Here is a 12,844-nt window from a genome sequence, read left to right on the forward strand (position 1 = left end):
CTCTTTTCAGTCACCGGGTGGGCGCCCGTGGAATTCATTCGCCATCTCGACCTGACGAACCATCGTCTCGATCCATCTGCCGGGAAGCGACAATTCCCCGGCCTGCGGCCACCGCTCGGTTCCCTCGTATGCGATCAGCCGCCAGTGCAGTAGGAAGCCCAGCCATCCGAGCACCCGGGCGACCGGGCTGCTGCGGCTGGTGAAGGTGCGGCGCAGGCCCTCCAGATCGAACGGACACTCCACCTCGGGGGCGGCGATCTGCCAGCGGTTGCTGGCCAACAATTCGACACTGTCGCCGGACAGCGCCGGAAGCGTGACGCTTCGCGCCCATCGCTGCCAACGTTTGCGTTGGGCCAGGCGCTCGGCAGAGGCGGTGTCCGCATTGCCCTCGTAGTGGTCACGGGTGACGACGACAGCCATCTGCACGTTCTCGAACACCACGGCGAGGGTGTCCATGAAGGCGTCCTCCTGGACGCCATCGATCAGCAGTCCGATGTGCACGGGCGGCTTGACGATGTTTTCCGCATAGTTGTTGAGGTATTCGGCGCGGCTCTGCAGGTCGAGGTCCTCCAAGCCCGGTCCGCCGCCGTCGGGAACCTCGCGCATCAGGGAATCGCGGTGGTTCGCCCAGTTTCCGTTACGGATGACGGTGTTCCGGATCGCCTTTATGAGCCGGTTGGTGCGTGACCGGCTGTCGTGGTCGATGTCGTTGACCGTCACCACATGGAACGTCTCGCCGACACCCCGGTGTTCGGCGTACTGGTGCAGGATCCTGCGCGCCAGGGTGGTGCGGCCGGTGCCCTCGCGGCCCGACACGAGAAATGCGGCAGGCTGCTTCTCGTCCACCCGTTGCCGAATGTAGCCGTCGATGTCGTCGAGGCTGGGGAAGCCGTCGAAATCCAGCAGGTAGCACCGGTGGTCCGCGCGTCGTGCGTCCAGTTCCCGATGGATGTACGGGTTGCCGTCGGTCAGGTTGTAGAGGCTGTAGTCGGCGTCGTGGAAGTCGCTCATCAGGGCTGGCCGCCGAAGAGCGTCAGGTGGTCGGCCAGCCGGGCCTGCTCGGAACCGAAGTCGGACGTGGTGAAGAGCGGCTCGAGGTAGGCCTGACGCCGGTAGTGCGGCTCGATCGCGCGGTACAGGCCGGGGCCCCGCTCCCGGAAGTGGGTACGCAGTGCCCCCTCGCTGGCCTCGAGTTTGCCGGCGTAGATGAGCTCCAGAATGACCAGGATGTCCGGGTCGGCCAGGACGGCGGAGAAGAGTCTCGGTGTCTGCACCCGCAGCGTGGTGAGCCGTACCAGCAGGTCGCGGTTGAGGCCGGCCAGCCCGGGCGTCCGGGCCACCATCGAGGTGGTGAACGCCAACAGGTTCAGCACCCTCTTGATCTTGCGAGGATTCGGCAGCAGGATCTTTTCCAGCAGATCACCGTGCTCGTCGAACAGTTGCGGATCGGCCAGTTCGCTCAACAGCGTCCGGACTCCGCGGTTGTCGAGCGGCAGCAGGTAGAGCGGCAACTGGATCATTTTCTCCAGATATTCGTCACCGAGGTCGACCAGGTCTTCCTGCGCGAATCCGAAATCGCGGTACTTCATGGCGACCGCGCGATCGACCAGTTCCTTGGAGAGCGCCATGAGGACGAAGACTCCGGGCACGTCCAGGAACAGCTTGATCGACTCGAGGAGGTCGATGACCTGATCCGGCTCGCAGCGGTCCAGGTCGTCGATGAAGATGACGGCGCGGATACCCTGGTTGTCCAGTCCGGCCAGCTCGTCCCGAAGTACCGTGCGCAGGTTGCTCAGCTCACTGCCGACGTCGTTGCGGGCCTTTGCGTACTGGGCCGACGCCGCATCCAGCTTGTCCACCGTGACCCGGCCGGCAGTGACGGCGCTCAGCAACGTATCTGCGGCCAAGGTGCCGATGATCGACGTTATCTTGAGCGCGGCGGACTGGAACCGCTTGGCACGATCGGCTGTCATGGCGTCGCGCAGGGCGCGCAACAACGGTTGGATGAGGTTCGGTTCCCGGCGGTGTACCCAGGGATTGAAGTGCACCGGCAGGAACGCGTCCTCGTTGCGCTCGCGCAGCCGTTCGTCCACCATCGTCAGCACGCTGGACTTTCCGCTGCCCCACGCCCCCAGCACTCCGATCGTGAACGGGGTGTGGCTGTCGGGGCTGGCCAACAGGGACACCAGCGGATCCACGTAGCGCGAGAACTGCAGCCGATCCTGTCCACATAACGCCGGCGCGTCGGACAGTACAGCGAGGCTCGTCATGGTGGTCGACTCCTTAGCGCCGGCCCGCCCGACCGGCCTAGATCGGCGAGGCCTTTTTACCAGCACTCCATGCCGCCCGCTGACCCTAGGTGATGATCAATCTCGATGGATGCGCCATTCGGTCAGGATGCTGACCCAATCCGGCGTGGGCAAGCCTCTTGGTCGTCCCAGATCCCTGGCGGTTGGCCCGCCGGCAAATCGGCCGAACGACGAGCGGGGCAAACATCCCGCGATTCCGCCGAGGCCGCGCCGGTCAACCGGGGCACGGTAGATATCTCATCCAGCTCACCGAAGCCGCGTTCCGCAGGTATCAGACGACCGGGTCCGGACGGGGGTGGTGAACAGTGACGGTGGTCGGGGGGTCCTAGGCTCCAGGGCCATGAGGACGCGTAGACCGCTGCTGGTGGCGGTGATCGGTGCCGCTGCTGTGCTGCTGTTGGCGGTCGTCGGCTGCGCCTGGGCGGGTTTCCGGCTCGTCGGCGACGACCGGACGGAGACGCGCGCCTGCCAGGACTCCGTGACGGCCGCAGCGGCGAAGGTACGCACCGACCGCTGGGATCCTCCGGGGGAGTTGCCGGACCTCGGCGACTACCCGGAGATCCACTGGCAGGTGCGTACGCAGGGCAACCCGTGTTCCCGGGCGCCCGGCCCCACCGACCGGGCGTACCAGGGTGTGGTCACGCTCCGACCGGAGGACGCGCGGGCGTTGGCCGAGCGCTACGACTTCGTACCGTTGGCGGCTGGCAACCCGAACGGCCCCGCAGACTTGTGGCCGGCCCTGGTGCCGTTCCTCCCGAGCGGGTCGCGGTGGCTGCACAGCAGGTCGTACGACGAGACCGCCCCGTCGACGCGATGGCGGACCGCGTTCCTCGACGTCGAACACCGGACGCTGGTGTTCATGCTCAATGACCACTAGCGGGGTGCGACCGCCGGAGGAGCCGCCCTCTTGCCAGGACGGCTCTTCCGGGCGGCCGCTCCCCGGCGCAGGTGGACGGCCTCAGCGACGGGCCAGGCGACGCGCACCGGAGCCGCCGTAGGGCAGGCCGTAGTGCGCGAACACCGACGGCTCGTCGTTGGCTGCCAGTTCGCCGTTGGTGTCGATGGACGGGGCGTCGCCCACCTGCTTCTTGTCGTACCGCACGCGGACGGCACTCGGCGACACCGTCGCGCCGTCCAACGGGACGAAGGCCAGCCGGTGCCGGCCCAGGATGCCGACCCTGACGGTGGCGAACGCTGGCTCGTCCGTGGCCGTGTCGACATAGACGGCCTCCAGTTCGCCGATCTTGTCGCCCTGAGGATCGATCACCTTTTGGCCGTGCCAGTCACGGAGATTCTCTGCTGGGAACATTCGACAGGGATGCCCCGACGGCGCGGACCGAAACTGGAGCGGCCGGCGCGGAGGGGCTGGACCTCCGTCCCGTCGGGAGCGCGGCGGATGCTCATCCGGTTGGGCCTGGGTACTCAGCGCCGGATCGGGTGTTCCGGCTCAGGCTTGTCCGTCCGAACCCGACGAGACTTTCCGGCATGGCCGAGACGCTGCACCGATACGTTGCCCCGCCGACCGTCGCGTCCCCCGACCTGACGGTCGGTGAACGGCTGCGTCGGGTGCGACTGGCGCTGCTCGGCCGGCTGTCCGGGGCGGTGCTGCGGTTCCTCGTCCGCCGTCCCGCCCGGTGGCGGTGGGCGGCGCGGCGGCACCACCCGGTGCTGGACCGGCTGGCGGCGGCGAACGCCCGGCGGGTCTGCGCGCTCGCCGCGCTTGACGTCCCGGCGTACCGCGACTTCCTGCGGAGCCGACCGGGCGGGCGGCGCCGGCTGGGGGACTTCCCGGAGACCGACAAGGAGAGCTACGTCGTCGCGTACGACGCCGGCCGGCGCTGCTGGGGCGGCCGGCTGCCGACCCGGGGCGTGGTGGTCGACGAGTCGGCCGGCTCGTCGGGGCGGCCGTTCAACTGGCCGCGCGGCGAGCGGGAACTGCGCGCCGTGCACCACGACATCGTCGGCTACACCAGCCTGGTCTTCCCGATGCGCCGACCGTTCGTGATCAACGCGTACTCGATGGGGGCCTGGGCGACCGGGACCACGACGGGCGCCGCGCTGGCCCGGGTCGCGGTGGTGAAGAACACCGGCCCCGACCTGGGGAAGATCGTCGACACGCTGCGCGAGTTCGGCCCGGACTTCGACTACCTGGTGACCGCGTACCCGCCGTTCCTGAAGCACCTGCGGGACCGGCTCGACGTCGAGGGCTTCCCCTGGGCGCGCTACCGGATCCAGGCCAGTTGCGGGGGAGAGGGGATGACCGAGGCGCTGCGGGACTACCTCCAGGAGCGGTTCGTGCGGGTCCGGTCGGCGTACGGGGCGTCGGACCTGACCATCGGGCTCGGCGCGGAGACCCGGTTCACGGTGTGGCTGCGGCGCCGGCTGCGCACCGACGCGGCGCTGCGGGCGGCGCTGCTCGGCGCGGGCGAGCAGCGGCTGCCGATGGTGTTCCAGTACAACCCGCTCGCCACCTACCTGGAGACCAACGAGCGACGCGAGCTGCTCTGCACCGTCACCGGTCTCGACGTGATCCAGCCTCGGCTGCGCTACAACGTCGGCGACGAGGCGCTCCTGGTCGACCAGCGGCGGATCCTCGACCTGGTCCGCGCCGACCCGCAGGCCCGGGCCGAGTGCCGGGCGGCGCTGTCCAGCGAACGGATGGCGCTGCCGGTGCTGCTGCTGTTCGGCCGGCGCGACTCGACGGTGTCCTACCTGGGCGCCAACCTCTATCCGCAGGACGTCGAGTACGGCCTGTACACCGGCAACCCGCACGCAGCCGAGATCAGCCGGTTCTGCCTGACGCTGGTCGAGGACGCCGCGTTGGAGACCCGGCCGGTGATCCACCTGGAGCTGCGCCGCCCGCTGGCGGAACCGGAGCGCGCCGCCCTCGCCGCCGCCTGTCGGGACGGGGTGCTGCGGCACCTCGCGGCGGTCTCCCGGGACTTCGCGCAGTCGCTGACCGAGGACCCGACCGCCGGTGACCTGCGCGTCGAGACACACGAACCGGGCACCGGCCCGTTCGCCGGACAACAGAAGATCAAGAATGTCTACCTGGTGGGCTGAGTGATGCGTACCCGTGACTTCTCCCTGGCCCCGGCCCAGGCCGGCGCCGAAGCCATGTTCGTCGGCGCGACCCGCTACCGCGGCCCGCTGGCGGTCCTGCGGCTGTTCCCGGCGTGGCGGCGCATGGTCCGCGACCTGCGCCGGACGCCCGGCTACCGCTGGCACACCGTCTACTGGCAGTTCCCCTGCACGCTCGGCACGATCGCCTTCTTCGCCGACCGCGACGCGATGTTGCGCTTCGCCCGGTCCCGGCAGCACCGCCGGCTGATGGCCTGGGTGACCGACGGCACCCGCAACGCCACCGGCGGTTTCATTCGGCTCTGGACCGCCGAGCCCGACGGCTATTCCAACGGGGTGTGGCGGGCCGAGTCCCCGGAGATGGCGCACATCCCGACCTTCACCCCGCTCGGGTCGGAGCGGACCGGCCCGGCGGTGCGCCGGTGAGCGCCGGCCGGACCCGCTTCGAGCGGGTCGTCGACCGCCGCGGCCTGCGCGAGTTCCTCGCGCTCACCGACCGGGTGTACGCCGACCAGCCGCGCTTCGTCCCCACCCCGCGCCAACAGGTGCGCCGCTGGTGGCGCGACGGGACACCGATGTACGTGCTGCGCGACGCCACCGGGACGGTGGTGGGTCGCACCACGCTGCACACCGATGCCGCCTTCGACGCGAAGCTCGGCCGCCGCTGCCAGCTGTTCGGGCTGACCGAGTTCACCGCGCCGGCCGCCGAGCCGCTCTTCGCGGCGATCACCTCCGCCGCCCGCGCCGCCGGGGACCGCGACCTGCTGTTCGGCCCGGTCGCCCTGCTGCCCAACCAGGCCGGCGGGGTCATCACCGCAGGCTTCGCCGACCGGGGCTTCGTCGACAGCGCCTGGAACCCACCCCGCTACGTGACCGCCTACGAGTCGTCCGGCTTCCGCCGGCGGTTCGAGTCGGACACCTGGATCTGCCCGATCACCGGTCCCGGCTCGCCCGAGCCTGCGGAAGCGCCGGCGGGGGACCTGCGGGTGCACCGGGGCGACGTCCGACGGCTCGACGAGCAGCTCGACCTGCTGCGGGAGCTGCTCAACGCCTCCTTCGCGCAGCTCGGCTACTACACCGAGATCTCCGCCGAACAGTTGCGTCGGCAGACCGACGGGCTGGCGTACCTGCTGGACGAGTCGCTGCTGCTGCATCTGACCCGGGGCGGGCAGCCGGTGGCGTTCGTGCTCTGCCTGCCGGACATCAGCGAGTTCCTGGTGCGGGTCCGGGGCGACCTGCACCCGCTGAACCAGCTGCGGCTGCTGGCCACCCGACGCCGCTACCGCCGCGAGGCGGTGCTGATCATCAAGGGCGTGCTCCCCGACCACCAGGGACGGGGCTACCAGCGGCTGCTCTCCGCCGAACTGCGCCGCAACCTGCACGCCGGCGGCTACACCACGCTGCGCAGCACGTACGTCGGCCGCGACAACCCGGCGTCCGCCGCCCAGTTCCGGGCGCTCGGCGGCCGGCCGCTGCACGGCTACACCTTCTATGAGAAGGCACTGTAGATGGACATCTCCGCGCTGCACGTGCTCGCGCCGCTGTTCTGGCGGGCGCCGAGCGCGCACAACACCCAACCGTGGCGGCTCGATTACCGGGACGAGGAGGTCCACGTCGGGTGGGACCACGCCGACACCCTGCCCGCCGCCGACCCCACCGGCCGCGACCTGCGACTGTCGCTCGGCGCGTTCGTCGAGACCTGCCTGATCGTCGCGGCCGACCTCGGACTCCCGATCGAGTACGTGCCGGACCACTGCGTCGAGGACCGCCGGGTGGGCTGGTTGCGGCTGTCCCCGCACGGCTACCGCAGCCCGTTCACGGCGGCGCAGGTGCAGGGCCGCCGTACCCACCGGGGCCGGTTCTCCGCCGGCCCGGACGCCGACACGGTCGCCGCGCTGGACGCGGTCGCCCGGCAGGCCGGCGGGGAGGTCCGCGTCGTGCCGGACCGCGACCGGCTGGCCGGGCTGCTCACCACCGCCGACCGGCACCTGTACGCGGAGCCCGCCGTGGTCCGGGAACTGCGTGGCTGGCTGCGGCTCACGCCGGCCCACCCGCGCTACCCGGCCGACGGGCTCACCGACCGCTGCCTGGAGCTGTCACCGGTCGAGGCGACCGGACTGCGGGCGGCGCTGGCCGCGTACCCGGTGCTGCGCCCGCTCGGGCTGCCCCGGCTGCTGGCCGCGGCGGCCGGCGACCCGCTCGCCCTCGGCGGCACGGTGATCGTGCTGGTCGGGCCGGCCGGGCTGGACGACGCGGCGCAGGTCGAGTTCGGGCGGGTGCTGATGCGTACCTGGCTGACCCTGCACGCGGCCGGGCTGGCGGCGCACCCGCTGAGCCAGCTCATCGACGCGCCGGCCACCCGCGCCGCGCTCGGCTCGGCGCTGGACGGGCGCCGGAGCGGCTGCTGCACGTCGCCTGGGTGGGCCGGCCGGTCGGCCCGGCGGCCCGCTCGGCGCGCCGGGTCGGCGGCACCCGCTATGCCGGCCCGTGACCAGCACGGTGCCGCGGCTGATCCAGCCGGCCCGATCGAGGTCGACCGCTTCCGGACGGTGGAGCTGCCGACGGCCCCCAGCCTTCTCTCTGACGCTCTCCACAGGACCGTGATCAGTTCTCGCCCGCCGGCCGGAATCGCCCATCCGACGGAGGGCGGGAGCACTCCGGGCGGTTGCTCGACTGTCGAGGGGGAGTGGGGCAGCATGTGCCGGTGAGTTTCGACCTTGACGTGCTGGCCATCAGTCCGACGGCGAGCGACGATGCGGTGCGCGCCATGGTGAGGCGGTGCCGAGACGGCCAGCACCCCGAGGGCGACCTGGACGAAAGGATCGTCGGTTTCTACGAGAGTCTGCGCGCCCGCTATCCCGACTTTCCGCCGTACCCGGATGATTCGCCCTGGATGTCGATGCCGCTCGAGGTGGGCATCGACCACATCAGCGTGAGCATGAGCCACGGACAGCGCAGTGACGCGGCCCTTGCGCTGATCATTGCTCTCGCCACGAGTCATGGACTGACGATCCATGACCCCCAGAACGGTCAGGTGACCCGACCTCGGAGCTGACGTCAGCGGGTGTCGGCTCGCCCCGAGGGCGCGAAGGAGGATGGTCATAGCAGGGATCCGGCAGGTTCTGTTCATTCAGGGCGGCGGCGCGGGCGTGCACGACGAATGGGACGACAGGTATCCCGATCGTTCATCCCACCGCCTACCGGAACCTGCTGGCCAAACTCACCGTCCCCGCCGGCTCAGCGATGTGACGCCGCCGCCGACGACAACGGATGCGCAGAAGCGGCTTTCGATGAGCGGGGCGTCATGATCCCGAAACGGATATGGCAGGAGCTGCGGCGGCAGCCACCCGGCGTCTTGCTGAACCGCCGGTCAGTGCGATGCCCGGCGGGCCCGGAACGTGGCGCGGTACGCCTGGGGCGAGACGCCGACCTCCCGGCGGAAGGTCTGCCGCAGGTTGGCGGTCGAGCCGATCCCGGTGCGCGCGGCGATCCGGCCGATCGGTTCGTCACCGGCCTCCAGCATTCGCTGGGCGGCGAGCACCCGCTCGCGGGTCAGCCACCGGTGCGGGCTCATCCCGGTGAGGCGGTGGAAGTGCCGGGCCAGCGTACGCGGGCTCATGTGCACCCGTTCGCCCAACGACCGCAGCGACCACGGCTGGTCCAGGTGCCCGCGCATCCAGTCCAGCAGCTCCGGCAGCGGGTCGCCGGGGTCCGGGCGCAGCGGCGAGTCGACGAACTGGGCCTGCCCGCCGCTGCGGTACCCGGCGAGCACCAGTTTGCGGGCCAGAGTGGCCGCCGCGTCCGCGCCGTAGTCCCCGCGTACGACGTGCAGGGCGAGGTCCATGCCGGCGGACATGCCGGCGGCGGTGAGGACGCCGTGGTCGTCGATGAACAGCGCCCGCGGGTCCACGGTCGCGGCGGGGAAGAGCGAGCCCAGCAGCGGCGCGAGCGCCCAGTGCGTGGTGACCCGCCGGTGGTCGAGGAGTCCGGCGTGGCCGAGCACGAACGCCCCGGTGCAGACCGACATGATGCGGGCCCCGCGCCGGTGCGCGCGTCGCAGGGTGGCCAGCAGCGGCCGGGGCGGCACCTCGTGCTCCCGCGTCCACCCCGGTACGACGAGCAGGTCGGCGGCCTCCGCCTCGGCCAGCCCGTACGGGGCGGACACGGTGACCCCACGGTCCAGTTCGACCGGTCCCGCCTCGACGGCGCAGGTCCTGGTGCGGTACCACGATCCGAACCGGGGCGAGTGGTCCACCCCGAAGATCTCGTTGACGGTGACGTAGTCGAAGCTGCCCGCGCCCGGATAGGCGAGCATCGCCACCCTCGGCCCCTCGACCGGCATCGCAGACCTCCCCGATTCGATCGTGGCGCGGCCCACCGACGCCCGGACCGCCCACACCGATCGTAGGAACGCGGTGGTGGGGCAGTCCGGACAGCCGTCGACAGGATCAGGTCAGTGCCGTCGGGGGCGGGGTGTGCCGGGCGGGAAGCGGCTCTAGCGTCGGCGTCGACCCCGCCGGAGCGGGACCGGTCCGGTCTCCCGGCGCACCCGCGAGGAGAGGCAGCCGACAGTGCACGACAGATCCGCCGAGTTCGGGCGCAGAGGGTTCCTGCTCGCCGCGACGGCCGCGACCGTCGCCGGCTCGCCTGGGCGGCACCGACCGGGCGGGCGCGGCCGTCCCGGCCCGCGCCACCGCCGGGCCCCGGCCGGTACGTCGGGCCGGCCGGCCGCCGGTGGCCTCCCGGTCGGTCGGCCCGTTCCGGGTGACGCCGCTGCTGGACGCGTCGGGGCCGTTCTTCCTCGGCCGGCAGCAGGCGTTTCCCGGGGTGACGCCGGAGGACTGGGAGCTGGCCCGGGCCGTCGACCCCGGCGCGTTCGGCCCGGGGGAGACGTGGCACCTGGACTTCCGCTGCTACGCCGTCCGGGGGCCGGGGGACCGGCTGACGCTGGTCGACGCCGGGGTCGGCCCCGCCGACAGCCCGGCCGCGAGTTGGGCGCCGGTGCCGGGCCGGCTGCCCGCCGAACTCGACCTCGCCGGCATCGACCCGGCGGACGTCGACACCGTGGTCCTCACCCACCTGCACGAGGACCACTTCGGCTGGTCGGTCGCGCCGGACGGGACGCCGGTGTTCCCCAACGCGCGCTACGTCGTGCAGCGGCGGGAGGTGGCGGCCCTGACCGCCGGCCGGGCCGCGCTGACGTACGTCGTGAACCCGCTGCACGCCACCGGTCAGCTCGACGAGGTGGACGGCGCCACTCGCCTGGCCACCGTGGGTCGGGGCGCCGGCGGCTGGATCGGGGTGGTGCCGACACCCGGCCACACCCCGGGTCACCAGTCGGTCGTGGTGGACGGGTGCGGCGCGCAGGTCATCGTCACCGGCGACGTCCTGGTGCACGCGGTGCAGCTGGTCGACCCGGAGGTGGGCTACCGGTACGAGGCGGACCCTTCGGCGGCCCGGCGCAGCCGTCAGTGGTTGCTGGCCCACGCGCGCGCCCACGGCGCCGTGCTGGCCACCGCCCACCTGACCCGGCCCTGGACCGACGTCGGCTGAGGCACCCGTGCGGGGGCCGCCGGCCAGGCCCCGACCCGCTCCCGTAAAGAACCTTCACCCCTCGTCCCGCGCCAGATCATTTCCTTCCATCGATGGCGTTGGTAGTGTGCTGCCGTGCCCTCCCCCAGCACCGTCGGCGTCGGTACGGATCACCACGCCCCGACTCCCACCCGCGCCACGGTTCGGCGGGGCAAGCCGGCTCGCGGCACCGATTCCGCCCTCGGCTGGTTGCTGTTGCTGCCGTCGGTCGTGGTCTTCGGGCTGTTCGTGTTCTGGCCCCTGGGGCGGACGCTCTACCTGTCCGTGCACGGCAACGACCTCTTCGGCGCCCCCTCGGTGTACGTCGGCGCCGAGCACTACCGGGAACTGCTGTCGCCCGAGTTCGGCCGGGTGCTGGCCACCACCGGCCTGTTCACCCTCCTGTCCGTGGTGCCGGCCGTCCTGGGCGCGCTGGTCGTGGTGCTGCTGCTGGAGGCACGCATCCGTGGCGTACGGGTGCTGCGTACCGCCTTCGCGCTGCCGTTCGCGTTCTCGGTGGCGAGCGCGTCGGTCGTCTTCGCCGTCATCTACAACCCCGCGATCGGCGTGGCGAACGGCCTGCTCGGCTCCCTCGGGATCGACCGGGTCAACTGGCTCACCGATCCGTCCATCGCGTTGCCCGCCGTGGCCGCCGCGACGGTGTGGATGAACCTCGGCTACAACGTGCTGGTGCTCTCCGCCGGTGTCGCGGCGATCTCGCCCGAGGTGGTCGAGGCCGCCCGGCTGGACGGCGCGACCGGTTGGCGACTGGCGTCCCGGATCACCGTGCCGCTGCTCTCCCCGCAGCTGTTCTTCCTCGTCGTGGTCTCCACCATCCACGCGCTGCAGAGCTTCGGCCAGATCCACATCCTGACCAAGGGCGGCCCGGACCGGGCCACCACGACGCTGGTCTACTCGATCTACGAGAAGGCGTTCGCCTTCGGGTCCTCCGACTTCGGCTCGGCCAGCGCGCAGGCCGTCGTGCTGCTGGTCGTCATGCTCGGCTGCACGGCTGTCCAGTTCGGCGTCCTCGAACGGCGGGTCCACTACCGATGAAGAAGTTCAGCCTCGGGCGGGCCGCCGTCTACGTCGTGCTCGGCCTGGCCCTGATCCCGGTCCTGTTCCCCATCTACTACGGCTTCGCCGGCGCGGTGATGGGCCCCGGTGACCTGGCCACCTATCCGCCCGCGTTGGTGCCGCACGAGCTGCACTGGCAGAACGTCCGGGACGTGTTCCACGCGGTGCCGCTCGGTCGCTTCTACGTCAACTCCGCGGTCCAGGCCGGGGCGATCACGGTGGCCCAGATCGTCACCAGCATCCTGGCCGCGTACGCCTTCGCGTTCCTCCGGCTGCCGGCGAAGGCCGTGACGTTCGGTCTGTTCCTCGCCACCCTCATGGTGCCGTGGGAAGCGATCATCATCCCCAACTACCTGGCCGTCTCCGGCTGGGGCCTGGCGCGGGGCGGGGCGACCTACCTCGGTCTCGTGCTGCCCTTCCTCGCCTCCGCGTTCGGCACGTTCCTGCTGCGGCAGGCCTTCCTGCAGTTCCCGACCGAACTGCGGGACGCCGCGGTGATCGACGGGTGCGGTCACTGGCGGCTGTTGTGGCGGGTCATCGTGCCCCTGTCGAAACCCTCGATCGCGGCCGTCGGGGTCTACGTCTTCCTCTCCGCGTGGAACCAGTACTTCTGGCCGCTGATCCTGATCCGCGACGCCGAGTACCAGACCCTCCAGATCGGCATCTCGCAGCTCAACGACGCGGAGGTGGCGCAACCGGGCCTCGTCCTCGCGGGCGTCGCGCTGTCCCTGCTCCCGACGTTGGCCGTCGTGCTCTTCGGCCAGCGCTACATCGTCCGCGGCCTCACCGCCGGATCGCTGCGCTAA

General features: G+C 71.3%; 13 protein-coding genes. 9 read left to right on the forward strand and 4 right to left on the reverse strand.

The features are described 5' to 3' along the window. Positions 1-6: 6 nt before the first annotated feature. Together MRQ36_RS22175 and MRQ36_RS22180 are read right to left on the reverse strand one after the other, a co-directional pair. Entirely contained in the window at positions 7-1,011 is a 1,005-nt protein-coding gene (locus tag MRQ36_RS22175; protein WP_242798281.1) for an ATP-binding protein, read from the reverse strand. Further along, the gene (locus MRQ36_RS22180) at positions 1,011-2,270 is read right to left on the reverse strand and encodes a P-loop NTPase fold protein (protein WP_242798283.1); all 1,260 of its coding nucleotides are present in this window, start codon (positions 2,268-2,270) and stop codon (positions 1,011-1,013) included. The genes MRQ36_RS22175 and MRQ36_RS22180 overlap by 1 nt, the downstream gene beginning before the upstream one ends. 379 nt (positions 2,271-2,649) lie before the next feature. Between MRQ36_RS22180 and MRQ36_RS22185 the strand changes: the two genes are divergently transcribed. Continuing rightward, positions 2,650-3,186: a hypothetical protein gene (locus MRQ36_RS22185; RefSeq protein WP_242798285.1), complete on the forward strand. Its 537-nt coding sequence runs from the start codon at positions 2,650-2,652 to the stop codon at positions 3,184-3,186. 81 nt (positions 3,187-3,267) lie between these two features. Here MRQ36_RS22185 and MRQ36_RS22190 read toward each other — a convergent pair whose 3' ends face one another. Further along, positions 3,268-3,618, reverse strand: a complete 351-nt coding sequence (locus MRQ36_RS22190; RefSeq protein ID WP_278187574.1) for a PRC-barrel domain-containing protein — start codon at positions 3,616-3,618, stop codon at positions 3,268-3,270. 176 nt (positions 3,619-3,794) lie between these two features. Between MRQ36_RS22190 and MRQ36_RS22195 the strand changes: the two genes are divergently transcribed. Genes MRQ36_RS22195 through MRQ36_RS22215 form a run of 5 tightly spaced genes read left to right on the forward strand, consistent with a single transcriptional unit; the run spans position 3,795 to position 8,445 of the window. Next, a complete protein-coding gene (locus MRQ36_RS22195; RefSeq protein ID WP_242798289.1) occupies positions 3,795-5,372 on the forward strand; it encodes a phenylacetate--CoA ligase family protein in 1,578 nt (525 codons plus the stop codon). A 3-nt stretch (positions 5,373-5,375) separates the two neighbouring features. Next, positions 5,376-5,816: a DUF4188 domain-containing protein gene (locus tag MRQ36_RS22200; protein ID WP_242801299.1), complete on the forward strand. Its 441-nt coding sequence runs from the start codon at positions 5,376-5,378 to the stop codon at positions 5,814-5,816. Beyond that, positions 5,813-6,898 (forward strand): GNAT family N-acetyltransferase, encoded by a 1,086-nt coding sequence (locus tag MRQ36_RS22205; RefSeq protein ID WP_242798291.1) that lies wholly within the window; start codon positions 5,813-5,815, stop codon positions 6,896-6,898. The genes MRQ36_RS22200 and MRQ36_RS22205 overlap by 4 nt, the downstream gene beginning before the upstream one ends. Then, complete coding sequence (locus MRQ36_RS22210) at positions 6,899-8,098, forward strand: nitroreductase (protein WP_242798293.1); 1,200 nt, start codon at positions 6,899-6,901, stop codon at positions 8,096-8,098. Next, positions 8,095-8,445 carry a hypothetical protein gene (locus MRQ36_RS22215; RefSeq protein ID WP_242798295.1) on the forward strand — a complete coding sequence of 117 codons (351 nt, stop codon included), beginning with the start codon at positions 8,095-8,097 and terminating at the stop codon, positions 8,443-8,445. Before MRQ36_RS22210 ends, MRQ36_RS22215 begins: the two co-directional genes overlap by 4 nt. A gap of 315 nt (positions 8,446-8,760) precedes the next feature. Here MRQ36_RS22215 and MRQ36_RS22220 read toward each other — a convergent pair whose 3' ends face one another. Beyond that, positions 8,761-9,732 carry a helix-turn-helix domain-containing protein gene (locus MRQ36_RS22220; protein ID WP_242798297.1) on the reverse strand — a complete coding sequence of 324 codons (972 nt, stop codon included), beginning with the start codon at positions 9,730-9,732 and terminating at the stop codon, positions 8,761-8,763. 392 nt (positions 9,733-10,124) lie between these two features. Here MRQ36_RS22220 and MRQ36_RS22225 point away from each other — a divergent pair, with 392 nt between their 5' ends. The 3 genes from MRQ36_RS22225 to MRQ36_RS22235 all read left to right on the forward strand — a co-directional run bounded on the left by MRQ36_RS22225 (position 10,125) and on the right by MRQ36_RS22235 (position 12,844). Then, positions 10,125-10,943 carry an MBL fold metallo-hydrolase gene (locus MRQ36_RS22225; RefSeq protein ID WP_242798299.1) on the forward strand — a complete coding sequence of 273 codons (819 nt, stop codon included), beginning with the start codon at positions 10,125-10,127 and terminating at the stop codon, positions 10,941-10,943. A 114-nt stretch (positions 10,944-11,057) separates the two neighbouring features. Then, positions 11,058-12,017 carry a carbohydrate ABC transporter permease gene (locus MRQ36_RS22230; RefSeq protein ID WP_242798301.1) on the forward strand — a complete coding sequence of 320 codons (960 nt, stop codon included), beginning with the start codon at positions 11,058-11,060 and terminating at the stop codon, positions 12,015-12,017. Then, complete coding sequence (locus MRQ36_RS22235; RefSeq protein WP_242798303.1) at positions 12,014-12,844, forward strand: carbohydrate ABC transporter permease; 831 nt, start codon at positions 12,014-12,016, stop codon at positions 12,842-12,844. The genes MRQ36_RS22230 and MRQ36_RS22235 overlap by 4 nt, the downstream gene beginning before the upstream one ends.

Origin of the sequence: Micromonospora sp. R77 (assembly GCF_022747945.1) — a bacterium.
GTDB lineage: Bacteria > Actinomycetota > Actinomycetes > Mycobacteriales > Micromonosporaceae > Micromonospora.

Bases quoted from the DNA above. Each gene is read 5' to 3' on its own strand.
- MRQ36_RS22175 (WP_242798281.1), bottom strand. From the start codon at position 1,011: ATGAGCGACTTCCACGACGCCGACTACAGCCTCTACAACCTGACCGAC.
- MRQ36_RS22180 (WP_242798283.1), bottom strand. From the start codon at position 2,270: ATGACGAGCCTCGCTGTACTGTCCGACGCGCCGGCGTTATGTGGACAG.
- MRQ36_RS22185 (WP_242798285.1), top strand. From the start codon at position 2,650: ATGAGGACGCGTAGACCGCTGCTGGTGGCGGTGATCGGTGCCGCTGCT.
- MRQ36_RS22190 (WP_278187574.1), bottom strand. From the start codon at position 3,618: ATGTTCCCAGCAGAGAATCTCCGTGACTGGCACGGCCAAAAGGTGATC.
- MRQ36_RS22195 (WP_242798289.1), top strand. From the start codon at position 3,795: ATGGCCGAGACGCTGCACCGATACGTTGCCCCGCCGACCGTCGCGTCC.
- MRQ36_RS22200 (WP_242801299.1), top strand. From the start codon at position 5,376: ATGCGTACCCGTGACTTCTCCCTGGCCCCGGCCCAGGCCGGCGCCGAA.
- MRQ36_RS22210 (WP_242798293.1), top strand. From the start codon at position 6,899: ATGGACATCTCCGCGCTGCACGTGCTCGCGCCGCTGTTCTGGCGGGCG.
- MRQ36_RS22220 (WP_242798297.1), bottom strand. From the start codon at position 9,732: ATGCCGGTCGAGGGGCCGAGGGTGGCGATGCTCGCCTATCCGGGCGCG.
- MRQ36_RS22235 (WP_242798303.1), top strand. From the start codon at position 12,014: ATGAAGAAGTTCAGCCTCGGGCGGGCCGCCGTCTACGTCGTGCTCGGC.